Source organism: Thermomonas flagellata (assembly GCF_022419185.1).
GTDB lineage: Bacteria > Pseudomonadota > Gammaproteobacteria > Xanthomonadales > Xanthomonadaceae > Thermomonas > Thermomonas flagellata.
Genome location: NZ_JAJOZK010000006.1, coordinates 1 through 20,689, shown reverse-complemented (window position 1 = coordinate 20,689; position 20,689 = coordinate 1). Strand labels below are relative to the sequence as shown.

General features: G+C 74.0%; 24 protein-coding genes. 6 read left to right on the top strand and 18 right to left on the bottom strand.

The features are described from left to right. Positions 1-84: 84 nt before the first annotated feature. The 12 genes from ptsP to ML340_RS06950 are packed head-to-tail and all read right to left on the bottom strand — an operon-like array spanning position 85 to position 9,567. Complete coding sequence (gene ptsP / locus ML340_RS07005) at positions 85-1,812, bottom strand: phosphoenolpyruvate--protein phosphotransferase (protein WP_240098097.1); 1,728 nt, start codon at positions 1,810-1,812, stop codon at positions 85-87. Beyond that, complete coding sequence (locus ML340_RS07000; RefSeq protein ID WP_240098095.1) at positions 1,812-2,081, bottom strand: HPr family phosphocarrier protein; 270 nt, start codon at positions 2,079-2,081, stop codon at positions 1,812-1,814. Before ML340_RS07000 ends, ptsP begins: the two co-directional genes overlap by 1 nt. Positions 2,082-2,105: 24 nt before the next feature. Then, on the bottom strand, positions 2,106-2,498 hold the full coding sequence (locus tag ML340_RS06995; RefSeq protein WP_240098092.1) for a PTS sugar transporter subunit IIA: 393 nt from the start codon (positions 2,496-2,498) through the stop codon (positions 2,106-2,108). A 48-nt stretch (positions 2,499-2,546) separates the two neighbouring features. Next, positions 2,547-3,413: an RNase adapter RapZ gene (gene rapZ, locus ML340_RS06990; RefSeq protein ID WP_338064417.1), complete on the bottom strand. Its 867-nt coding sequence runs from the start codon at positions 3,411-3,413 to the stop codon at positions 2,547-2,549. After that, positions 3,410-4,363, bottom strand: a complete 954-nt coding sequence (gene hprK, locus ML340_RS06985) for an HPr(Ser) kinase/phosphatase (protein ID WP_240098090.1) — start codon at positions 4,361-4,363, stop codon at positions 3,410-3,412. Before hprK ends, rapZ begins: the two co-directional genes overlap by 4 nt. A gap of 19 nt (positions 4,364-4,382) precedes the next feature. Continuing rightward, on the bottom strand, positions 4,383-4,706 hold the full coding sequence (gene hpf / locus ML340_RS06980; RefSeq protein WP_240098088.1) for a ribosome hibernation-promoting factor, HPF/YfiA family: 324 nt from the start codon (positions 4,704-4,706) through the stop codon (positions 4,383-4,385). Positions 4,707-4,764: 58 nt separating this feature from the next. Then, positions 4,765-6,216, bottom strand: a complete 1,452-nt coding sequence (locus tag ML340_RS06975; protein ID WP_240098086.1) for an RNA polymerase factor sigma-54 — start codon at positions 6,214-6,216, stop codon at positions 4,765-4,767. Between the two features lie 48 nt (positions 6,217-6,264). Next, entirely contained in the window at positions 6,265-6,984 is a 720-nt protein-coding gene (gene lptB, locus ML340_RS06970) for an LPS export ABC transporter ATP-binding protein (RefSeq protein ID WP_240098084.1), read from the bottom strand. Further along, positions 6,984-7,502, bottom strand: a complete 519-nt coding sequence (gene lptA / locus ML340_RS06965; RefSeq protein ID WP_240098082.1) for a lipopolysaccharide transport periplasmic protein LptA — start codon at positions 7,500-7,502, stop codon at positions 6,984-6,986. The genes lptB and lptA overlap by 1 nt, the downstream gene beginning before the upstream one ends. Next, complete coding sequence (gene lptC, locus ML340_RS06960) at positions 7,483-8,040, bottom strand: LPS export ABC transporter periplasmic protein LptC (protein ID WP_240098080.1); 558 nt, start codon at positions 8,038-8,040, stop codon at positions 7,483-7,485. The genes lptA and lptC overlap by 20 nt, the downstream gene beginning before the upstream one ends. Beyond that, positions 8,037-8,591, bottom strand: coding sequence for a KdsC family phosphatase (locus ML340_RS06955; protein ID WP_240098078.1), 555 nt, complete (start codon positions 8,589-8,591; stop codon positions 8,037-8,039). Before ML340_RS06955 ends, lptC begins: the two co-directional genes overlap by 4 nt. A 1-nt stretch (position 8,592) precedes the next feature. Further along, positions 8,593-9,567 carry a KpsF/GutQ family sugar-phosphate isomerase gene (locus ML340_RS06950; protein WP_240098076.1) on the bottom strand — a complete coding sequence of 325 codons (975 nt, stop codon included), beginning with the start codon at positions 9,565-9,567 and terminating at the stop codon, positions 8,593-8,595. Positions 9,568-9,646: 79 nt separating this feature from the next. Between ML340_RS06950 and ML340_RS06945 the strand changes: the two genes are divergently transcribed. Together ML340_RS06945 and murA are read left to right on the top strand one after the other, a co-directional pair. Then, positions 9,647-9,880, top strand: coding sequence for a BolA family protein (locus ML340_RS06945; protein WP_240098074.1), 234 nt, complete (start codon positions 9,647-9,649; stop codon positions 9,878-9,880). Further along, positions 9,880-11,136, top strand: a complete 1,257-nt coding sequence (gene murA, locus ML340_RS06940; RefSeq protein WP_240098072.1) for a UDP-N-acetylglucosamine 1-carboxyvinyltransferase — start codon at positions 9,880-9,882, stop codon at positions 11,134-11,136. The genes ML340_RS06945 and murA overlap by 1 nt, the downstream gene beginning before the upstream one ends. A gap of 38 nt (positions 11,137-11,174) precedes the next feature. Here the strand turns inward: murA and ML340_RS06935 are convergent, their stop codons facing one another. Genes ML340_RS06935 through purM form a run of 3 tightly spaced genes read right to left on the bottom strand, consistent with a single transcriptional unit; the run spans position 11,175 to position 13,592 of the window. Continuing rightward, on the bottom strand, positions 11,175-11,852 hold the full coding sequence (locus tag ML340_RS06935) for a DUF3108 domain-containing protein (RefSeq protein WP_240098070.1): 678 nt from the start codon (positions 11,850-11,852) through the stop codon (positions 11,175-11,177). Positions 11,853-11,890: 38 nt separating this feature from the next. Next, positions 11,891-12,535: a phosphoribosylglycinamide formyltransferase gene (gene purN, locus ML340_RS06930; RefSeq protein WP_240098068.1), complete on the bottom strand. Its 645-nt coding sequence runs from the start codon at positions 12,533-12,535 to the stop codon at positions 11,891-11,893. Positions 12,536-12,545: 10 nt separating this feature from the next. Beyond that, the gene (gene purM / locus ML340_RS06925; protein ID WP_240098066.1) at positions 12,546-13,592 is read right to left on the bottom strand and encodes a phosphoribosylformylglycinamidine cyclo-ligase; all 1,047 of its coding nucleotides are present in this window, start codon (positions 13,590-13,592) and stop codon (positions 12,546-12,548) included. A 132-nt stretch (positions 13,593-13,724) separates the two neighbouring features. On the opposite strand from purM, the gene ML340_RS06920 reads away from it, so the two are divergent. The 3 genes from ML340_RS06920 to hda are packed head-to-tail and all read left to right on the top strand — an operon-like array spanning position 13,725 to position 16,716. Beyond that, complete coding sequence (locus tag ML340_RS06920) at positions 13,725-14,831, top strand: DUF2066 domain-containing protein (RefSeq protein WP_240098064.1); 1,107 nt, start codon at positions 13,725-13,727, stop codon at positions 14,829-14,831. A gap of 5 nt (positions 14,832-14,836) precedes the next feature. Continuing rightward, positions 14,837-16,018 (top strand): AI-2E family transporter, encoded by a 1,182-nt coding sequence (locus ML340_RS06915; RefSeq protein ID WP_240098356.1) that lies wholly within the window; start codon positions 14,837-14,839, stop codon positions 16,016-16,018. Further along, positions 16,015-16,716 (top strand): DnaA regulatory inactivator Hda, encoded by a 702-nt coding sequence (gene hda / locus ML340_RS06910; RefSeq protein ID WP_240098062.1) that lies wholly within the window; start codon positions 16,015-16,017, stop codon positions 16,714-16,716. Before ML340_RS06915 ends, hda begins: the two co-directional genes overlap by 4 nt. Positions 16,717-16,738: 22 nt before the next feature. Here the strand turns inward: hda and murU are convergent, their stop codons facing one another. Genes murU through cysK form a run of 3 tightly spaced genes read right to left on the bottom strand, consistent with a single transcriptional unit; the run spans position 16,739 to position 19,467 of the window. Continuing rightward, a complete protein-coding gene (gene murU / locus ML340_RS06905) occupies positions 16,739-17,443 on the bottom strand; it encodes an N-acetylmuramate alpha-1-phosphate uridylyltransferase MurU (protein ID WP_240098060.1) in 705 nt (234 codons plus the stop codon). Beyond that, positions 17,440-18,450, bottom strand: coding sequence for an aminoglycoside phosphotransferase family protein (locus ML340_RS06900; protein WP_240098059.1), 1,011 nt, complete (start codon positions 18,448-18,450; stop codon positions 17,440-17,442). Before ML340_RS06900 ends, murU begins: the two co-directional genes overlap by 4 nt. A 57-nt stretch (positions 18,451-18,507) precedes the next feature. Continuing rightward, positions 18,508-19,467 carry a cysteine synthase A gene (cysK, locus tag ML340_RS06895; RefSeq protein WP_240098057.1) on the bottom strand — a complete coding sequence of 320 codons (960 nt, stop codon included), beginning with the start codon at positions 19,465-19,467 and terminating at the stop codon, positions 18,508-18,510. 210 nt (positions 19,468-19,677) lie between these two features. Here cysK and ML340_RS06890 point away from each other — a divergent pair. After that, on the top strand, positions 19,678-20,689 hold a 1,012-nt coding region (locus ML340_RS06890; protein ID WP_240098055.1), incomplete at its 3' end, for a LysR family transcriptional regulator.

The following is a 20,689-nucleotide window of genomic DNA, read 5'->3' as shown; positions in this document are numbered from 1 at the left end:
GGCAGGCAGGCGGTCGGGAAGCGCGGATGATACCGGAGCGCGGCGACGCGGCCGTGATGGCGCGTTCACCCCGGGGGCGGCGGATCAGGCCGCGGCGGGTGCGTGGCGTGCCAGCCAGCGTTCGATCGCGCGCCGCTCGCGCGCGCGCAGCAGCGCCGGTGCCGCTGCCAGCAGGCGGCCGCGGTCGCAGCCGCGGATCGCGCGCCGCACCTCCAGCAGGGTGGCCGGATGCAGGCTCAGTTCGGTCAGGCCGAGCGCCAGCAGCAGCGGGGTGAACAGCGGGTCGCCGCCGATCTCGCCGCAGACCGCGACCGGCTTGGCGTGGCGCGCGGCCAGCCGCACCACCTCGCGCAGCAGGCGCAGCACCGCCGGGTGCAGCGGGCTGTACAGCTCGCCCAGGGCCTCGTTGGTGCGGTCGGCGGCCAGCACGTACTGCACCAGGTCGTTGGTGCCAATCGAGAGGAAGTCGCACAGGCCGATGAACGCCGGCAGCGCCAGCGCGGCGGCCGGCACCTCGATCATCGCGCCCAATGGCACCTGCTCGGCGATCGCGTGGCCCTCGGCGCGCAGTTCCTGCTGCACCTGGGCCAGGGCGGCGCGCACTGCGCGCATCTCCTCCACGCCGCTGACCATCGGCACCAGCACCCGCACCGGCCCGTAGCCGGAGGCGCGCACGATCGCGCGCAGTTGGGTGTGCAGCAGGCCGGCGCGCGCCAGCGACAGCCGCACGCCGCGCAGGCCGAGCGCGGGATTGGGCTCGTCGCGCAGGGCCAGCCCGGTCTGGTCGGCCTTGTCGGCGCCGAGGTCGAGGGTGCGCACGGTGACGGTGCGCCCGGTCATGCCCAGCACCAGGTCGCGGTAGGCGCGGAACTGGGTGTCCTCGTCCGGCAGTTCGCGGCTGTGCATGAACAGGAATTCGGTGCGGTACAGGCCGACCCCGGCCGCGCCCAGCGCGTGCGCCTCGGCCACGTCCTGGCGCGATTCCGCGTTCGCCCACAGGCGCACGTCGAAGCCGTCCAGGGTGCGGCTGGGTTCGCGCCGCAGGCGGTTGAGCTGGCGTCGCTCGCGCTTGGCCTCGTTCACCCGCGCGCGGTGCGCGCGCAGGTCGTCGGCGTCCGGCTCGACCACCACCAGGCCGCTGCCGCCGTCGATCACCAGCACGTCGCCGTCGTTGATCCGCTGCAGCGCCTGCGGCGCGCCGACCACCAGCGGCAGGTGCAGGCTGCGCGCGAGGATGGCGCTGTGCGACAGCGCGCTGCCGCCGGCGGTGACCACCCCGAGCACGCCCTGCGCATGCAGCTGCGCCAGCTCCGCCGGCGCCACCGCGTCGGTCACCAGGATCTCGCCGGCGATTCCCTGCAGGTCGGCGCTGCGCTGGTGCAGGGCGGCGTGCAGGCGTCCGATCACCTGGTCGATGTCGTCGATCCTGCTGCGCAGGTAGGCATCGTCCATCCCGGCGAACACCCCGGCCAGGCGGTCGCGCTGCAGGCGCAGGGCGTAGTCGGCGCTGTAGCGCCCGGTGCGGATCAGGTCGTCGATCCCGCGCAGCAGGTCCGGGTCGTCCAGCAGCAGCGCATGCAGGTCCAGGAACTCGCCGACCTCGTGCGCCAGCGCGCCGTGCAGGCGCTCGCGCAGCTGGTGCATCTCCGTGCGCACCGCGGCGACCGCCGCATGGAAGCGGGCGACCTCGGCCTCGACCTCGCCGGCCGCGATCTGGCGCTCCTCGACCTCCAGCGCGTGCGGCAGCCGCACCCGTGCGCGGCCGAGCGCGCTGCCGCGGGCGGCGCCGGTACCGGACAGGTCCTGGCGCATCAGGACTCCTCGTCGAACTTGCGTGCGAACAGCGCCTCGACCGCGTCGGCGGCGGCCTCGGCGTCCTCGCCCTCGACTCGCAGCACCACCGTGCTGCCGGGCCCGGCGGCCAGCAGCATCACGCCCATGATGCTCTTGGCGTTGACCTCGCGCCCGCGCGCCTCCAGGGTGGCCTGACAGCGGTAGCCGGCCAGCAGCTGCACCAGCTTGGCGGTGGCGCGTGCGTGCAAGCCGAGGCGGTTGACGACGGGCAGTTCGCGGCGGATCAACGCGGTCTCCTCCGGGATGGCGAGTCAGGCGTCATCGACGATGGCGCCGTTGCGGGTGCCGGCGGCGGCGACCGCTGGCAGGTCGTCCAGGCCCTGCTCGGCGTAGTTCATCACCCGCAGCAGCATGGGTAGGCTGAGTGCCGAGACCCGCCGCACCGGCGTGCCGAGGTGGGCCAGCTGCTGCGCCAGGTTGGCGGGGCTGGCGCCGTACAGGTCGGTCAGCACCAGCACCCCGTCGCCGGCGTCGGCGCGGCGCAGCGCGGCGCTGGCCTGCGGCAGCAGGGTGGCGGGATCGGCGTCGAACGGCACCTCGAACACCACCGCCTGCAGCGGCAGCTTGCGCAGCAGGCGGCTGGCGACCGCGATCATCGCGGTACCGATGCCTTCGTGGGTGACGAGCAGGACGCCGACGGCCATGCCGGCAAGGTAGCAGAGGCGGATGACCGCGCGGTAGCGGCGTGCGGGTCAGTCCAGCTCGCGGTGGTGCACCGCGACCTCGGGCCAGCCGTGCGCGCGGAAGTAGGCGGCCAGGCGCTCGGCCAGGTACACCGAGCGGTGGCGGCCGCCGGTGCAGCCGAACGCAACGGTGACGTAGCTGCGGGTGTCCGCGCCCAGGCGCGGCAGCCAGGCGTCGAGCAAGCCCTGCACCTGGGTCGCGTAGGCGGCGACCTCCGGCTGTGCGTCGAGGAACTCGCGCACCTGCGCATCGCGCCCGGACAGCGGGCGCAGGCGCGCGTCCCAGTGCGGGTTGGGCAGCACCCGCGCGTCGAACACGAAGTCCGCTTCCGGCGGCACGCCGCGGCGGTAGGCGAACGACTCGAACAGCAGCGAGAGCCCGGCGCCGGCCAGCCCGAACTCGGTCAGCACCTGCCGCCGCAGCTGGTGCACGTTGAGGTCGCTGGTGTCCAGCACCACGTCCGCGATCTGGCGCAGCGGGCGTAGGGCCTGGCGCTCCAGCGCGATCGCATCGGCCAGCACCAGCCCGAGGTGGCTGAGCGGATGCCGGCGGCGGGTGTCGGCGTAGCGGCGCAGCAGCACGTCGCTGCGGGTGTCGAGGAACACCAGGCGCGGATCGACCCCGAGCGCGCCGACCTGGGACAGCACTGCGGGCACGTCCGAGAGGTCGCCCAGGCTGCGCACGTCGATCCCGACCGCGACCTTGCCCGGCGCTTCGGCGCCGGCCAGCACGTGGCGCACGAACTCCGGCAGCAGCACCGCCGGCAGGTTGTCCACGCAGTAGTAGCCGAGGTCCTCGAGGGTGTTGAGCGCGACCGACTTGCCGGAGCCGGACATGCCGCTGACCACCACCAGCGCCGGCGCGGCGGCGTTCACTGCGCGCGCTCCAGGAAGTGGCTGTGGCGGGCCATGAACGCGGCCGCCGGGTCCACGCCCTTGCTGCGCAGGATGTGCATGCGGGTGGCGGCCTCGGTGAGCACCGCCAGGTTGCGCCCGGCCATCACCGGCAGGGTCACCATCGGCACGTCGAGGTCGAGCACGCGGCGGGTGCCGAGGTCGCCGGTCAGCCGCACCATGGCGTCGGCCTGGCTGTCGGGCGCGGTGCGGCTGAGGTGCACGATCAGGCGCAGGTACTTGTTCCGCTTGACCGCGGTGTCGCCGAACATCTGCCGGATGTTGAGCACGCCCAGCCCGCGCAGCTCGAGCATGTCCTGCAGCAGCTCCGGGCAGGTGCCGTCGAGCACGTCCGGGGCGATCTGGGTGAACTCGGGGGCATCGTCGGCGACCAGGCGGTGGCCGCGCGTCACCAGCTCCAGCGCCAGCTCGCTCTTGCCGGAGCCGGACTCGCCGGTGATCAGCACGCCCATCGAGTAGATCTCCATGAACACGCCGTGCAGGGTGATGCGCGGGGCGAGCGTGCGCGCCAGCCGGTACTGCAGGTGGTTGAGCAGCTCGTGCCCGCGCCGCGGCGACACCCACAGCGGGGTGTCGGATTCCTCGGCGGCGGCGCGCAGGTCGTCCGGGCAGGCCTGGTTCTTGCTGATGACCAGCGCCAGCGGGCGGAAGTCGATGATCTTCTGGATGGTCTCCCAGCGCTGGCGCGCGTCCAGCCCGTCCAGCCAGGCCAGCTCCTCGGTGCCGAGGATCTGCACCTTGTTGGGGTAGATGATGTTGAGGTAACCCGCCAGCGACGGCCGGCGGGCCACCGTGTGCACCGCCTCCAGCACGCGCCGCCCGGCGTCGCGCTGGCCGGCGACCCAGCGCAGGCCGAGCAACTCCTGCTGCTGCTCGAACAGTTCGGCGGCGGTGATGCGGGCCGCGACCATCGGCACGCGCGGGCCGGGCTCAGCCGGCGAGGTCGCGCGGCAGGCCCTCGCCGCGGTGGTGGTCCACCATCTTCTCCTTCTGCTTCATCAGCAGGCGGTCGAGCTTGTCGGCCAACAGGTCGATCGCGGCGTACATGTCCACCGCGCTGGCATCCGCGTGCAGGGTGCGGCCGGGCAGGTTCACGGTCGCCTCCGCCTTGTGGTCGGGCTTCTCGATCCCGAGCTGCACGCGGATCTGGCAGGGATGCTCGAAGTGGCGGCCGAGCCGGGTGAAGCGGGTGTCCACGTAGTCGCGCAGGGCCGGGGTGACTTCGATCTGGTGGCCGTGGGTCTCGATCTGCATCGGTTTCTCCTTCTCGTGGGGCACCGCCCGCGGCCGCGGGCGGCGGTGCGGCGCAGCGTCAGCCGATGCGCACGCGTTCGTGCGAGGCCGGGATCTGCAGGGCCTCGCGGTACTTGGCCACGGTGCGCCGGGCGACCGGCACGCCTTCGGCTTTCAACGTATCCGCCAGGCGCGCGTCGGACAAGGGCTTGCGCGGGTCCTCGGCCGCGATCAGGCGGCGGATCATGTCCTGGATCGCGGTGCTAGAGGCGCTGCCGCCGTCGCCGGTGTCGATTCCGGAGGCGAAGAAGTCGCGCAGCGGCAGGGTGCCACGCGGCGTACGCACGTACTTGCGCGCGATTGCCCGCGACACGGTCGATTCGTGCATCTGCAGCGCCTCGGCGACCCGGCGCAGGGTCAGCGGACGCAGCGCCTGCGGCCCGAATTCGAGGAACGCGGCCTGTTCGCGCACCAGGTGGCGCACCACCCGCAGCAGGGTGTCGGCGCGCGCTTGCAGGCCCTTGATCAGCCAGCGCGCCTCCTGCAGGTGCTGGCGCAGGTAGTCGGCGTCGCCCGCGCGCGCGTGCCGCAGCATGCGCGCGTAGTCGCGCTGGATGCCGACCCGTGGCAGCGCGTCGGCGGCCAGTGCGACCCGCCACTGCCCATGTTGGCGCCAGACCACGCAGTCGGGGCTGACGTAGGTGCCGGGCGGCAGGCTGGCGTAGCGCGCGCCCGGGCGCGGGTCCAGGCTGCGCAGCAGCTGCAGGGCGGCGTCGGCGGCGTCCGCGCTGCAGCCGAGGCTGCGCGCCAGACCCTCGATCCCGAGCCGCGGCAGGCGCTCCAGCGCGCCTTCGGTGACGGCCAGCGCCACCGCCCGCCCGGGGGTGTCGGCCGGCAGCGCCTGCAGCTGCAGGCGCAGGCATTCGCCGAGGTCGCGCGCGCCGACGCCGACCGGGTCGAACTGCTGGATGCGGTACAGCACCCGGCGCACATCGGCCGCGTCCACCCGCCATTGCGGGGCGAGCAGGGCGGCGATCGCCGCGAGTTCGTCGCGCAGGTAGCCGTCCTCGTCGATGGCGTCGATCAGGGCCTCGCCGATCGCGGCCTCGCGCGGGTCGAAGTGTCCCATCTGCAGCTGCCACAGCAGGTGCGCGCGCAGGGTCTCGCCCTCGGCGGCGCGCTCGCCGGGATCGAAGGCGTCGTCCTCGTCCGCACTGGCCGGGCCGATGCGCTCCTGCCACGGTTCGGCGCCGGCGTCCCATGGGTCGGTCTCGGGCGCGCCGGGCTCGGCACCGTCGGCGTCCGCGCCGCCTGGCGCGGTGTCAGGCGCCGCCTCGGCGCCCGCGCCGCCGTCGGGCGCGCCGTCGCCGCTGCCGGGTTCGATCCAGTCCAGCAGCGGGTTGCTCTCCACCGCGGCGGCGAGTTCGGTTTCCAGCTCCGCGGTGGACAGCTGCAGCAGGCGGATGGCCTGCCGCAGCTGCGGGGTCAGGACCAGATGCTGTTGCAGCGCGGGGGACAGGCGCGGCTTCATGCCGCGCCAGCATAGCGCCAACCGGTGACGGCCGGAGGACCGCCGGCCTTAGAGGCGGAAGGTGTCGCCCAGGTACACCCGGCGCACGTCCGGGTTCTCCAGCAGCTGCGCCGGCGCGCCCTGCGCCAGTACCCGGCCCTCGGCCAGGATGTAGGCGCGGTCGCAGATGTCCAGCGTCTCGCGCACGTTGTGGTCGGTGATGAGCACGCCGATTCCGCGCTTCTTGAGGTGGCAGACGATGCGCTGGATCTCGCTCACCGAGATCGGGTCGACCCCGGCGAACGGCTCGTCCAGCAGCATCAGCCGCGGCTTGCCGGCCAGCGCGCGCGCGATCTCCACCCGCCGCCGCTCGCCGCCGGACAGGCTGGCGCCCAGCTGGTCGGCCACGTGCCGCACTTGCAGTTCGTCCAGTAGCGCCTCGAGCTCGCGCTCGCGGCCGATATCGTCGAGGTCGCGGCGCAGCTCCAGCACCAGCCGCAGGTTGTCCGCGACCGACAGCTTGCGGAACACCGACGGCTCCTGCGGCAGGTAGCCGACCCCCAGGCGCGCGCGCGCGTACATGGGCTGGTCGGTGATGTCGCGGCCGTCGAGCACGATCCGCCCGGCGTCCGCCGGCACCAGGCCGACGATCATGTAGAAGCAGGTGGTCTTGCCGGCGCCGTTCGGGCCGAGCAGGCCGACCACCTCGCCGGCGTCCAGGGTCAGCCCGAAGTCGCGCACCACCTCGCGCGCGCGGTAGCGCTTGCGCAGGCCCTCGGCGACCAGCATCAGCCGCCCGCCTTCGGCGCGGCCTGCGCGCTGCGCGGCAGGATCTGCATCCGCACCCGGCCGCTACCGGGGCCGCCGCCCTCGACCTGGCCGGTCTTCATGTTGTAGACCACCCGCTCGCCGCTGAGGGTGCCGCGCTGCTGGCGCAGCTGCACGTTGCCGGTGAACACCACCACCTCGGTCTTGAAGTCGTAGTCCACGTTGGCGGCGGTGGCGTTGACCTCGGTGCCGTCGTCGAGCTGCTGGCGCAGGGCGACCCCGCCGCTGAGCTGGGCGCGGCTGGGGTCGTTGCCGCTCTGCTGCAGGATCGCCTTGGGCGCGTTCACGCGCAGGCTGCCCTGGGTGATCACGACGTTGCCGGTCAGGGTGCAGGTGGCGTTGGCGCCGAGCCCGCACACGCTCTGCGCGGCTTCGATGTCCATCGGCTGGTTGCGGTCGCCGGTCTTGGCCGCCGCGCCGGCGGCGCAGGCCAGGGCCAGCAGCAGGGCAGCCGCGCGCTCAACGGGGCGTGGGGACATAGCGGGCATGCACGTCGGAGAGGAGGGTGACCTGCCGGCGGTCGAACGCCGCCTGCAGGCCGCGGCCCTGCATTGTAAGGCCGGGGCGGGTGAGGGTCACGACGGCGTCGCTCGTGGCCCGGTGTTCCTTCGGGAACAGGTCCAGGCGGTCGGTCTCGATCCGGGTCGGCGGCGGCGCCTCGGCCGGGCTGATCGCCTCCACCCGGCCGCGCAGTTGCAGCTGGCGGCCCTGTTCGGGGACGTGGCCGCGCTCGGCGCGCACGTGCCAGTACGCGCCGGCATCGTCCGGCACCAGGAACAGCGGGGTGGCGAGGGTCAGCGCGCGGCTGCCGGCGTCCTGCTGCAGCACCGGCCCGCGCAGGGTGAACGACTCGCGGCCGTCGTCGCCGAGCGCCACCAGTTCGAAGTCGTGGAGGACGAAGTCCGGGCGCAGGACCGCGGCCGCGCTCGCCTGCGGGCGCATCTGCCGCCACACCGACCAGCCGGACAGGACCGCGGCCAGCAGCAGCACCGCGGTCAGCGTCCCGCGCCAGCTCACGGGTGCACCCCGGCGGCGAGGATCGGATCGACCGCGCCGCGTGCGTGCAGCAGCAGGTCGCAGGCGTCGCGCGCGGCGCCGCTGCCGCCGCTGCGCGGGGTGGTCCAGTGCGCGGCCGGCAGCACCCACGGGTGCGCATTGGCGGGCACGATCGCCAGCCCCACCGCGCGCAGCACCGCCAGATCCGGCAGGTCGTCGCCCATGAAGCCGACCTCGTCGAGGCCGAGGCCGAGCCCCGCCGCGATCCGCTGCAGGCAGCCGAGCTTGTCGCGTTCGCGGGTGTGCACGTGGGCGATGCCGAGCTCGCGCCCGCGCTGCTCGACCACCGGGCTGGCGCGCGCGGTGATCAGCGCCAGCACGATCCCGGCGCGCTGCAGCAGGCCCATGCCGAGCCCGTCCTGGGCGTGGAAGGCCTTGGCCTCGTGGCCGTCGGCGCTGTACACCAGCCGCCCGTCGGTGAGGGTGCCGTCCACGTCGAAGCCGAACAGGCGCACCCGACGCGCGCGTGCCAGCAGGGCCTCGGGGTAGGCGGGCGGCCAGAGGGCGGTCATTTCAGACCACCCGCGCGCGCAGCAGGTCGTGGATGTTGAGCGCGCCGACCACGCGCTGTGCGGCGTCCACCACCAGCAGGGCGTTGATCTTGTGCGCCTCCATCAACTGCGCGGCCTCCACCGCCAGCGCGTCGGCGCGGATGGTGCGCGGGGTGCGGGTCATCACCGCGTCGATCCGGGTCCGGCGCAGGTCGATGCGCGGGTCGTCCAGGGCGCGGCGCAGGTCGCCGTCGGTGAACAGGCCGAGCAGGCGACCGGCCTCGTCCACCACCGCGGTCATGCCCAGGCGCTTGCGGCTCATCTCCACCAGCGCCTCGCTCAGGGTCGCCTGCGGCGGCACCCGCGGCACGTCGTCGCCGGCGTGCATGACGTCGGTGATGTGCAGCAGCAGGCGACGTCCGAGCGCGCCGGCCGGGTGCGAGCGCGCGAAGTCGGCGGCGGTGAACCCGCGCGCCTCCAGCAGCGCGACCGCCAGCGCATCGCCGAGGGCGAGCGCGGCGGTGGTGCTGGCGGTCGGCGCCAGCGCCAGCGGGCAGGCCTCCGCCGGCACGCTCACGTCCAGGTGCAGGTCGGCCTCGCGCGCGAGGGTGGAGTCGGCGCGCCCGGTCATCGCGATGATGCGGTTGCCCTGCCGGCGCAGCGCCGGCAGCAGCAGCAGGATCTCGTCGCTCTCGCCGGAATAGGACAGGGCCAGCACGGTGTCGGCGTCGGTGACCATGCCGAGGTCGCCGTGCGCGGCTTCGCCCGGGTGCACGTAGAACGCCGGGGTGCCGGTGGAGGCCAGGGTGGCGGCGATCTTGCGCGCAATGTGCCCGGACTTGCCCATGCCGGTGCAGGCGACCCGCCCGCGGCCGGCGAGGATCGTGCGGCAGGCGGCGCTGAACGCCCCGTCGATGCGTGCGGCCACCGCGTCCAGCCCCTCGCGCTCGATCGCCAGCACCCGCCGGCCGCTGGCGGCGAAGTCGTGGGCATCCATGCAGGCGGGCGGGGCGTGGGGCACGCGGGGCTTCCGGTAAACTTGCGCGTTCAGTTTACGCCAGCCCGGAGCGGCCGCCATGAACGCCGACACCATCCGCCAGTTGATCGAGGCCGGGCTGCCCGGCGCGCGCGCCGAGGTGCGCGGCGACGACGGCGTGCATTTCGAAGCCACCGTGGTCTGCGCCGCGTTCGCCGGCAAGCGGCCGCTGGCCCGCCACCGCATGGTCTATGCCACCCTGGGCGAGCGGATGGGCGGGGAGATCCATGCCCTGCAGCTGAAGACCCTCACCCCCGACGAGGCGGGCGCCTGATGCAGAAGATCGTGGTCGAAGGCGGCCCCCGCCTGGCCGGCGAGGTCCGCATCTCCGGCGCCAAGAACGCGGTGCTGCCGATCCTGTGCGCCACCCTGCTGGCCGACGCGCCGGTGCGCATCACCAACGTGCCGCGCCTGCACGACGTGCTGACCACCGCCAAGCTGCTGGCCGGCCTCGGGGCAGGCATCGCCCACGAGGGCGATGCGCTCACGGTCGATCCGCGCAGCGTCGACCGCCACGTGGCACCGTACGAGCTGGTCAAGACCATGCGCGCCTCGGTGCTGGTGCTGGGGCCGCTGCTGGCGCGCTTCGGCGATGCCGAGGTCTCGCTGCCGGGCGGCTGCGCGATCGGCTCGCGCCCGGTCGACCAGCACCTGAAGGGGCTGGAGGCGCTGGGGGCGCGGATCACGGTCGAGCATGGCTTCATCCAGGCGCGCAGCGCCGGCCGCCTGCGCGGGGCGCGCCACGTGTTCGAGCTGGTCAGCGTGGGCGCCACCGAGAACGTGATGATGGCCGCGGCGCTGGCCGAGGGCACCACGGTGCTGGAGAACGCCGCGATGGAGCCGGAGATCGTGGACCTGGCCGAGTGCCTGAACGCGATGGGCGCGCGCATCCGCGGGGCCGGCACCCACACCCTCACCATCGAGGGCGTGGAGCGGCTGGGCGCGGCCGAGCATGCGGTGGTCGCCGACCGCATCGAGACCGGCACCTTCCTGGTCGCCGCCGCCATGACCGGGGGCCGCGTCACCGCCACCCACGCGCGCCCGGACACCCTGGACGCGGTGCTCGGCAAGCTGCGCCAAGCCGGCGCCGAGATCGCCTGCGAGGGCGACCGCATCCACCTGGACATGCACGGCCGGCGCCCGCGCGCGGTGGACATCACCACCGCGCCGCACCCGGCGTTCCCGACCGACATGCAGGCGCAGTTCATGGCCCTGGACTGCATCGCCGACGGCGTCGGCGTGGTCACCGAGACCATCTTCGAGAACCGCTTCATGCACGTGAACGAGCTGCTGCGGCTGGGGGCCGACATCCGGGTGGACGGGCACACCGCGATCGTGCGCGGGGTGGAGCGGCTGTCCGGGGCGCCGGTGATGGCCACCGACCTGCGCGCCTCGGCCTGCCTGATCCTGGCCGGGCTGGTGGCGGAGGGCGAGACGGTGGTGGACCGGATCTACCACCTCGACCGCGGCTACGAGAACATCGAGGCCAAGCTGTCGGCGCTGGGCGCGCGCATCCGCCGGATCGGCTGACGCGCCCGCCGTCGCGCGGGCGCAGGCGACCGACGCCCTCAGCGCAGCGACTTCAGCACCAGGTCCAGCTCGTCCTTGCCGTCCTTCTTCTGCAGGATGCGCACCGGCACCGGCAGGTCCGGCACCACCCACGCGATCACCTGCTTGTTGTCGCTGCTGCGGCTGACCTTGGTCGCCTCGCGCGGCTTGCCGGCCACCACGATGGTCTCCTTGCCGAGCACCTGGTAGGTCTGCTGGCGCGCGACCCCGTTGTCGACCATGCGGTAGCTGAGCGGGCGCCCGGCGGCGGCATCGCGCACGATCGCGAGGTTGAGCAGCATCGCGTCGAGGTCGCCCTCCTGCAGCCGGACCGGGCCCATGCGGTCGGGCTTGACGTCGCCGGCCCAGCGCGCCTCGCCGCGCGCCCAGTCGTAGGTGGCGGTCTTGCTCGACTTCTTCATCAGCACCTGGGTCGTGTCCTGCCCGGACAGCGGCCGCCAGCGGCCGTCGCGCTCCTCGAACACGGTCGCCTGGCGCACCGAGGCCACCGGGCTGTTGACCACCAGTTCGTAGTTCCAGCGGTCGCCGCCGGCGGGCGCGAGGGTCATGCGCGCATCGGTGGTGATGCCGCCCAGCACGCTGGCGCGGTAGTCCGCGGTGAACGGCTGCACCGCCCAGGCCGGCAGCGCGGCGGCGAGCAGGGACAGCAACAGGGCAGGGCGCAGGGCAGGCAGCATGGGCGTTCCGGCGGAGGCCGGCCTCGGGATCGACAGGATCAATCGTGGGCGAACTGTAGGTAGATCGGGGTGTATAGCGGCTGACCATCGCGCCAGGCCAAGCCGTCGTGCATCCGCAGGCGCCCGGCCGCGGCCCAGCGCAGCACCTCCAGCAGCAGCGGATGCTCGACCTGCAGCACGCGCGCCGCCAGCGTGTCGGCGTCGTCGCCCGGCCGCACCGGCACGCGCGCCTGCGCGATCACCGGGCCGCCGTCCAGTTCGGCGGTGACGAAATGCACGCTGGCGCCATGCTCGGCATCGCCGGCCTCCAGCGCACGCTGGTGGGTGTGCAGGCCTTTGTACTTGGGCAGCAGCGAGGGGTGGATGTTGAGCAGGCGGCCGGCGAAGCGCTGCACGAAGCCCGCGCCGAGGAGGCGCATGTAGCCCGCGCAGACGATCCAGTCCGGGCGCACCGCGGCGATGGCCTCGGCGAGGGTCGCGTCGAAGCCGTCGCGGCCGCCGCAGGCCTTCGGCGTGCGGGCCCAGCGCAAGGCCTCCGGCACCCGCTGCAGTGCCGGGGCCTCGGGCTTGTCCGAGAACACGCCGACCACCGACGCGTCTAGCGTGCCGGCGGCGATGGCGTCGAGGATGGCCTGCAGGTTGCTGCCGCGGCCGGAGGCGAGGATGGCGAGGCGGGCGGTCATCGGGCCGGCGTCAGCCGATGCACAGGCGCTCGCCGTCGCGCGGCGCGGTGACCTGGCCGATCCGCCAGTGCGGAAGCGCGAGGCGGTCGAGGTCCGCTTCGATCGCGGCCACGTCGGCCGGATCGGCCATCAGCACGTAGCCGATGCCGCAGTTGAAAGTGCGCCACATTTCCGCGTCCGCCACGTTGCCTTCGCGCTGCAGCCAGTCGAACACCGCCGGCCGCGGCCAGCTGGATGTGTCGATGTCCAGCCCCAGCGGGGCGGGGACCACGCGCAGGATCTTCTCCACCAGCGCGCCGCCGGTGACGTGCGCCATCGCGTGGATGTCGTGCCTGGACAGCAGCTCCAGCACCGGCTTGACGTAGATGCGGGTCGGTTCCATCAGCGCGTCGGCCAGCGTGGTGCCGCCGAGGTCCAGGTCCAGCGGGCTGCCTGCGCGCTCGAGGATCCTGCGGATCAGCGAATAGCCGTTGGAATGCGGGCCGCTGGAAGCCAGCCCGATCAGCACGTCGCCCGCGCGCAGCTTGCTGGAATCGACCAGCTTCGATTTTTCCACGGCGCCGACGGTGAAGCCGGCGAGGTCGTACTCACCCGGCGGGTACATGTCCGGCATCTCCGCGGTCTCGCCGCCGATCAGCGCGCAGCCGGCCAGTTCGCAGCCCCGGGCGATGCCGGCGACCACGGCCACCGTGGTCTCCACGTCCAGCTTGCCGGTGGCGAAGTAGTCGAGGAAGAACAGCGGCTCGGCACCCTGCACCAGCACGTCGTTCACGCACATCGCCACCAGGTCCTGGCCGATGCTGTCGTGGCGGTTCAGCTGCTTGGCGAGGATGAGCTTGGTGCCCACGCCGTCGGTGCCGGACACCAGCACCGGCTCGCGGAAGCGGCCGGCGAGGTCGAACAGGCCGCCGAACAGGCCCACGCCGCCCAGCACCTCGGGGCGCAGCGTGCGCCGGACCAGCGGCTTGATGCGTTCGACCACGGCGTTGCCGGCGTCGATGTCCACCCCGGCGTCGCGGTAGGTCAGGCCGGGGGAAGGGGAGGAAGGCGGGGTCATGGGCGTCCTGCGCGCCGGCGCGGGGCGCCGCGTGCGGGCATTTTAACGGGCGGCCGCCGTCATGGACGCGCCGGGGCGGCTCGGGCACCATTCCCGGCGGTCGGCCGTGTGGCCGGTTCGGGATCGATGAGCATGCAGGGACGGGCAATCCGGGCGGTGCGGCGGGTAGGCGTGCGGCTGGCGTGCGCCGCGCTGCTGGCCGCGCTGCCGCTGCTGGCGCTGGCGCAGCGGGTGGAAGGCGAGCGCGCGCAGGCCAGCGGGCTGTACCAGGCCGAGGTGCCGGTGCGCAGCCAGACCGAGGCCGAGCGCGACGCCGGCCTCGGGCGCGCGCTGGCGCAGGTGCTGGGCAAACTGACCGGGGATCGCGCGGTGGCCGGGCGCCCGGGCGTGCGCGAAGAGCTGGCCAAAGCCAAGGACTACCTGGCCGGGTTCGACTACCGCCAGGACGAGGGCGTCTCCGCCAGCGGCGTGCCCACGTTCCAGACCGTACTGGTCGCGCGCTTCCGTCCGGAGGCGGTGGACGACCTGGTGGACATGCTGGGCCTGCCGGTGTGGCCGGAGCCGCGGCCCAAGCCGGTGCTGTGGCTGGCGATCGACGATGGCAGCGGCCCGCGCCTGGTCGGCCTCGGCCAGGTCAATGCCGCGCGTTCCATCCTCGATGCCGCCAAGGCGCGCGGCTACGCGCTCGGCCTGCCGGCCGGCAATGCCGCCGAGCAGGCCGCGGTCGGCGCGATCTGGCGCGGCGACACCGGCGCCATCGCCACCCTGTCCGCGCGCTACAGCCCGCCGATGCAGCTGATCGGCAAGCTCTACCGCAGCACCGGCGGCTGGCAGGCGGACTGGCAGTTCGTCGACCGCGGCAAGCTGCTGGCCAAGTGGAGCAACACCCATCCCGATGCGCGCCGGGCCATGGCCGGCGGCGCCGAGGGCGCGGCGGACGCGCTGTTCAAGCGCTATGCCCGCGCCGGCAGCGGCGCGGCGCCGGCCAGCGTGCGGGTGCGGATCGAGGGCCTGGCCAGCGGCGACGACTATCTGCGGGTGGTCGGCTACCTCAACGGGCTCTCGAGCGTGCGCGCGCTGCGGCCGCTGGCGGCCAGCCCGCAGGCGCTGGACCTCGAGCTCGATCTGGCCGGCGGCGGCCTGGCCGGTTTCAACCGGATGCTGGCGCGCGCCGGGCTGCTGCAGGCGCAGGAAGGCGCCGAGGGCGGGATGCCGACCTATCGCCTGGTGCGGCCGTGAGCGCGCTGCCGCCGCCGGAGGGCGCGCCCGCGCCCGAACTGGCCACGATCGCCGCGTTCTACCGGCGCGTGCAGTGGACCGCGCTTGCCCTCGGCGTGCTGTGGCTGCTGTGGCTGCTGGCGCCGGTGCTGACCCCGTTCGCGGTGTCGGCGCTGCTCGGCTGGTTGGGCGACCCGCTGGTGGACCGGCTGGAGCGGCGGATGTCGCGCAACACCGCGGTGGTGCTGGTGTTCACCGCGATGAGCCTGCTCCTGCTGCTGGCGCTGGTGCTGCTGGTGCCGCTGCTGCAGCAGCAGGTGGTGACGCTGGTGCACGCCTTGCCCGGCTACCGCGACTGGTTCCTGCATACCGCGCTGCCGTGGCTGGAGCGCACCACCGGCGTGCAGATCCTGTCCTGGCTGGACCCGCAGCGCCTGTTCGGGCTGCTGCGCGCGCACTGGGAGAGCGCCGGCGGGATCGCCGCGACCGTGCTCGGCTACGTCTCGCGCTCCAGCTTCGCGCTGCTCGGCGGGCTGGCCAACATCGTGCTGGTGCCGGTGCTGACGTTCTTCTTCCTGCGCGACTGGGATCTCCTGGTGGCGCGGGTCGGGCTGCTGGTGCCGCGCGACCATGTGGACACCGTGGGCAAGCTGGCGCGCGAATCCAGCGACGTGCTCGGCGGCTTCCTGCGCGGGCAGCTCTTGGTGATGCTGATCCTCGGGGTGCTGTACGGCGTCGGGCTGTGGCTGGTCGGGCTCGAGCTGGGGATCCTGATCGGGGTGGTCGGCGGCCTGCTGACCTTCGTGCCCTACCTCGGCCCGGCGTCCATCATCGTGTTGGGCGGGATCGCGGCGCTGGTGCAGTACGGCGACTGGCCGCACCTGGCCGGGGTCGGCGCGGTGTTCGCGGTCGGCCAGGTGATCGAGAGCTACGTGCTCACGCCCAAGCTGGTCGGCGACCGCATCGGGCTGCATCCGATGGCGGTGATCTTCGCGGTGATGGCCGGCGGCACCCTGTTCGGCTTCCTCGGCATGCTGCTGGCGCTGCCGGTGGCCGCAGTGGTCAACGTGCTGCTGCGGCACGCACACGAGCGCTACCTCGGCAGCCGCCTGTACGTGGGCGAGCGCGGCGCGCCGGAGCCGGCGCGGATCGTGCTGCCGGCCGCGCATGCCGGCGAGCCGCCGCAGGAGCCGCCGGGCCCCGCATGAGCGTGCCGCAGTTGCCGCTGGCGCTGCGCCCGCCGACGGAGCAGCGGCTGGACCTGTTCGTCAGCCCGCGTCCGGGGCTGGTCGAGCGCCTGCGCGGGCTGGCGCGCGCAGGCGCGGACGAGGCGCTGTACCTGCAGGGCGGCAGCGGCAGCGGCAAGAGCCATCTGCTGCTGGCGACCTGCGCCGAGGCCGAGGCCAGCGGCCGGCGTGCCGCCTACCTGTCGCTGCGCGCCGCCGCGGGGCGGCTGGCGGAGGCCGCGACCGGGCTGGAGGCGGCCGACCTGGTCGCGCTCGACGACCTGGCGGCGATCGCCGGCGACGCCGCTGACGAGCGCGCGCTGTTCGCGCTGCACAACCGCCTGCGCGACGCCCGCCGCTGCCTGCTGTATGCCGCCGCGGATGCGCCGGACGCGCTCGGGATCGCGCTGCCGGACCTGCGTTCGCGGCTGGCGCAGGCGACCCGGATCCGGCTGCCGGCGCTGGACGACGCCGGCCGCGCCGAACTGCTGCGCCGGCGCGCGGCGGCGCGCGGGCTGGAGGTCGATCCGGCCGCGCTGGAGTGGCTGCTGCGCCGCTGCGGGCGCGACCTGCGCGGGCTCACCGCCCTGCTCGACCGCCTGGACGCCGCCGCGCTGGCCGCGCAGCGGCGGCTGACGGTGCCGTTCCTGCGCCAGGTGCTCGGCCCCGACCCGGCCTGATGCCTGGTGCGGCGTGCCGGCGTCAGCCGCCGGCGCGCAGCTTGGCGTCCAGCCGGGCCAGCCGCTCCGGTGTGCCGACGTCGGTCCAGCGTCCGCGGTAATGCTCGCCGCGCACCCGGCCGGCGGCCATCTGCGCGCGCAGCACCGGCGCCAGCGGGAAGCAGGGACGCCCGTCCAGCTGGCGCGCGTCCGGCACGCTGTGCGCCCAGTCCTGCAGCAGCTGCGGGCGGTACACCCCGAGCCCGGCGTAGGTCAGGCGCGGCGTGCCGTCCGCGTGCAGGCGGCCGTCCGCCTCCAGCCGGAAATCCCCGTTGGGCGCGTGCGCCGGTGGATCCACCAGCACCAGGTGTGCCAGCGCGTCCGGCGCGCGCGGCAGCCGCGCGAAGTCGTAGTCGGTCCAGATGTCGCCGTTGACCAGCAGGAACGGCGCCTCGCCCAGCCACGGCAGCGCATTCCACAGGCCGCCGCCGGTCTCCAGCGGGGTCTCGCCCTCGTACAGGAAGTGCAGGCGCAGCCCCCAGCGCGCGCCGTCGCCCAGCACCTGCGGGAAGCGCGCGGCCAGCCAGCTGGTGTTGATCGCCACTTCGCTGATGCCGAGCGCCGCCAGCTTCTCCAGGTGCCACACGATCAGCGGCTTGCCCGCCACCTCCAGCAGTGGCTTGGGGGTGTGGTCGGTGAGCGGACGCATGCGCGCGCCCAGCCCGGCGGCGAACACCAGCGCCTTCATGCGCCGGGCCCGGTCGCCGCCCAGGCCGGGCACACGCGGGTGCGCAGCAGGGCGTCCAGCCCGGCCATCTCGGGGTAGGCTGGCAGCACCGCCTGCAGGTAGTCGAGGAAGCGCGGTGCATCGGCCAGGTACTTCGGCTTGCCGTCGCGGTGGTGCAGGCGCGCGAAGATGCCCAGCACCTTCAGATGCCGCTGCACGCCGATCAGGTCGAGGTCGCGGCGGAAGCGCGCCGGCGCCGGCACCGGCAGCCCGGCCGCCGCCGCGCGCGCGTGGTATTGCTGCCACCAGGCATCGATGCGCGCCTGCGGCCAGCTCAGGAAGGCGTCCTTGAACAGGCTGAGCACGTCGTAGGCCAGCGGCCCGCGCACGGCGTCCTGGAAGTCCAGCACGGCCGGGCCGTCCACCGCCGGCATCAGGTTGCGCGGCATGAAGTCGCGGTGCACCAGCACCTGCGGCTGCGCCAGCGCGGCCGCGATCAGTACGCCGTAGGCGGCGTCCAGCGTCGCGCGCTCGTCTGCCGCCAGCACCAGGCCCAGGTGGCGCGCGCAGAACCAGTCGTCGAACAGGCGCAGTTCGCGCTCCAGCAGGGCGGCATCGTAGGCCGGCAGGTCCGCGGGCGGGGCGATCGCCTGCAGCCGCAGCAGCTGGCCGATCGCGGCCGTGAACAGGGCGTCGGCATCGCCGGCGTCCAGCGCTTGCAGGTAAGTGTCCGGGCCGAGGTCCTCCAGCAGCAGGAAGCCGGCGGCCACGTCGCCCGCCAGCACCTTCGGCACGCGCACCCCGCCACCCTCCAGCAGGTCGCGCAGGCGCAGCCAGGGGCGCACGTCCTCCAATCCCGGCGGGGCGTCCATCAGGATCCGGCTGCCGCCGGGTGCCAGCACCCGCCAGTAGCTGCGGAAGCCGGCATCGACCGAGGCCCGCTGCGGCGGCGGGATGTCCGCGCCGAGCTGGCGGCGCAGCCAGTCCAGGCGCGCAACGGCGCGGGCGGCATCGGCGGTGTCGGTCATCGCGGCAGGGGGGGCGGAAAAGTGCACAGCCTAGCGCAAGCGCCGGCCCCGCCGCGGCTATTCCAGGCTCGCCAGCCAGGCGTCGTCGCTGCCCTCGGGGATGTCGGCCATCAGCGCGGTGCTGAGGTAGCGCTCGCCGGTGTCGGGCAGCATGGCCAGCAGCACGCTGCCGGCCGGCGCTTCCTGCGCCAGCGCCAGCGCGGTGGCGGCGGTGCCGCCGGCGGAGATGCCGACGAACAGGCCCTCTTCGCTGGCAAGCCGGCGCGCGGTGGCGATGGCGTCTTCGTCGGTGACGGTGCGCAGCTCGTCGGCCACGCCGCGGTTGAGCACCTCCGGCACGAAGTCGGGGGTCCAGCCCTGGATCTTGTGCGGCTGCCAGGGATCGCCCTTGAGCAGCGCGGCGCCGGCCGGTTCGGTGGCGACGATGCGCACCTCCGGGCGCGCGACTTTCAGCATCTCGCCGACGCCGGTGAGGGTGCCGCCGGTGCCCCAGCCGCTGACGAACACGTCCAGCCGGCGCCCGGCGAAGTCGCGCAGGATCTCGGCGGCGGTGGTGTTGCGGTGATAGGCCGGGTTGGCCGGGTTGGCGAACTGGCGGGCGAGGAACCAGCCGTGCCTGCGCGCCAGTTCCTCCGCCTTGCGCACCATGCCGCTGCCGCGCTCCGCGGCCGGGGTCAGGATGACCTTGGCGCCGTAGGCGCGCATCAGCTTGCGGCGCTCGACCGAGAACGTCTCGCTCATCACCGCGACGAACTTGTAGCCGCGCGCCGCGGCCACCATCGCCAGCGCGACGCCGGTGTTGCCGGAGGTGGCCTCGACGATGGTGGCGCCGGGCTTGAGCAGGCCGCGGCGTTCGGCATCGAGCACGATGGCCAGGGCGAGGCGGTCCTTGACCGAGCCGCCGGGATTGAACGCTTCCACCTTCACGTAGACCTGCACATGCGCCGGCGCGAGGCGCTGCAGGCGCACGATCGGGGTGTGGCCGATGGTGTCGAGGATGCTGTCGTAGAGGGCCATGGGGGCGCGGAGACGTGGGGATGGACAGGATCGGCCGCCCGGCGTGAACGGCGGGCGAGGGCGGGTCGGGGATGCTGCGCCCGCGATACCCAGGACGGCAAATGGCGTGCCGGCTACCGCACATTCCCCTGTGGCATGAGCGGCATTTGGCAAGCGTCCTGCGCGGGCGTATGATCCATCGCATCATCCGGATGCAGCGATGATGCAAGCATGACCCTGACCCAGCTGCGTTACCTGGTGGCGATCGTGGACGCCGGCCTCAACATCACCCAGGCTGCCGAGCGCGTGCATGCCACTCAGCCCGGGCTGTCCAAGCAGCTCAAGCAGCTGGAGGACGAGTTGGGCTTCCAGATCTTCGTCCGCCGCGGGCGCAGCCTGGCGCGGATCGCGCCGGCCGGCGAGCGGATCGTGGCGCACGCGCGCCGGGTGCTGGACGAAGTCGCCAACATCCGCAGCTATGCCGCCAACGAGCGCGGCAGCCACAGCGGCCGGCTGTGCCTGGCGACCACCCACACCCAGGCCCGCTACGTGCTGCCGCCGGTGATCGCGCGGGTGCGGCAGGCGTTCCCGCGGGTGGACGTGGACCTGCAGGTGGCCGGCGATGCCGAGGTGCTGGCGCGGCTGGAGCAGGCCGACCTCGCGCTGATCAGCACCGCCGGCCCGGAACCGCAGGCGGGGCTGGCGGTGCCGCTGTACCGCTGGCGCCGCGTGCTGCTGGTGCCGCGCGCGCATCCGCTGGCGCGCCTGCGGCGCGCGCCGACCCTGGCCGAACTGGGCGCGCACCCGCTGATCAGCTACGAATCCTCCAACCGCGCCGACTCCTCGCTGCAGCGCGCGTTCGCCGCGGCCGGGGTGCAGCCGCAGCTGGCGATGACCGCGCGCGACGCCAACCTGATCAAGACCTACGTGCGCGCCGGGCTGGGCGCCGGGCTGCTGGCGGAGATGGCGGTGCTGGCGGAGGACGCCGCCGACCTGCAGCCGCTGCCGGCCCCGCCGGAGCTGCCCGACTGCATCACCTGGGCGGTGCTGCCGCGCGGGCGGGTCCTGCGCGACTACGCGCTCCAGCTGCTGCAGGCGCTGGCGCCGCAGCTGGATGCGCGCGACCTGCGGCGGGTGCTGGAAGGCCACCAGGCGCCGCACTGGCCGGCGCCGCCGCCGTGGCCGCAGCGAACCGGCGATCATGGCCGCCTCGATCCTGGCCAAGGTCGCCCGCGACCGCCAC

What these genes read in the sequence shown, in the direction of transcription:
- ML340_RS06955 (WP_240098078.1), bottom strand. Translation starts at nt 8,591, where the DNA reads ATGACCGCCCTCTGGCCGCCCGCCTACCCCGAGGCCCTGCTGGCACGC.
- ptsP (WP_240098097.1), bottom strand. Translation starts at nt 1,812, where the DNA reads ATGCGCCAGGACCTGTCCGGTACCGGCGCCGCCCGCGGCAGCGCGCTC.
- ML340_RS06975 (WP_240098086.1), bottom strand. Translation starts at nt 6,216, where the DNA reads ATGAAGCCGCGCCTGTCCCCCGCGCTGCAACAGCATCTGGTCCTGACC.
- lptB (WP_240098084.1), bottom strand. Translation starts at nt 6,984, where the DNA reads ATGCTGGTCGCCGAGGGCCTGCGCAAGCGCTACCGCGCGCGCGAGGTG.
- hda (WP_240098062.1), top strand. Translation starts at nt 16,015, where the DNA reads ATGAGCGTGCCGCAGTTGCCGCTGGCGCTGCGCCCGCCGACGGAGCAG.
- purN (WP_240098068.1), bottom strand. Translation starts at nt 12,535, where the DNA reads ATGACCGCCCGCCTCGCCATCCTCGCCTCCGGCCGCGGCAGCAACCTG.
- ML340_RS06900 (WP_240098059.1), bottom strand. Translation starts at nt 18,450, where the DNA reads ATGACCGACACCGCCGATGCCGCCCGCGCCGTTGCGCGCCTGGACTGG.
- hpf (WP_240098088.1), bottom strand. Translation starts at nt 4,706, where the DNA reads ATGCAGATCGAGACCCACGGCCACCAGATCGAAGTCACCCCGGCCCTG.
- purM (WP_240098066.1), bottom strand. Translation starts at nt 13,592, where the DNA reads ATGACCCCGCCTTCCTCCCCTTCCCCCGGCCTGACCTACCGCGACGCC.
- murU (WP_240098060.1), bottom strand. Translation starts at nt 17,443, where the DNA reads ATGAAGGCGCTGGTGTTCGCCGCCGGGCTGGGCGCGCGCATGCGTCCG.
- ML340_RS06945 (WP_240098074.1), top strand. Translation starts at nt 9,647, where the DNA reads ATGAACGCCGACACCATCCGCCAGTTGATCGAGGCCGGGCTGCCCGGC.
- lptA (WP_240098082.1), bottom strand. Translation starts at nt 7,502, where the DNA reads ATGTCCCCACGCCCCGTTGAGCGCGCGGCTGCCCTGCTGCTGGCCCTG.
- hprK (WP_240098090.1), bottom strand. Translation starts at nt 4,363, where the DNA reads ATGGTCGCGGCCCGCATCACCGCCGCCGAACTGTTCGAGCAGCAGCAG.
- ML340_RS06950 (WP_240098076.1), bottom strand. Translation starts at nt 9,567, where the DNA reads ATGGATGCCCACGACTTCGCCGCCAGCGGCCGGCGGGTGCTGGCGATC.
- ML340_RS06995 (WP_240098092.1), bottom strand. Translation starts at nt 2,498, where the DNA reads ATGGCCGTCGGCGTCCTGCTCGTCACCCACGAAGGCATCGGTACCGCG.
- murA (WP_240098072.1), top strand. Translation starts at nt 9,880, where the DNA reads ATGCAGAAGATCGTGGTCGAAGGCGGCCCCCGCCTGGCCGGCGAGGTC.
- ML340_RS06935 (WP_240098070.1), bottom strand. Translation starts at nt 11,852, where the DNA reads ATGCTGCCTGCCCTGCGCCCTGCCCTGTTGCTGTCCCTGCTCGCCGCC.
- cysK (WP_240098057.1), bottom strand. Translation starts at nt 19,467, where the DNA reads ATGGCCCTCTACGACAGCATCCTCGACACCATCGGCCACACCCCGATC.
- ML340_RS06920 (WP_240098064.1), top strand. Translation starts at nt 13,725, where the DNA reads ATGCAGGGACGGGCAATCCGGGCGGTGCGGCGGGTAGGCGTGCGGCTG.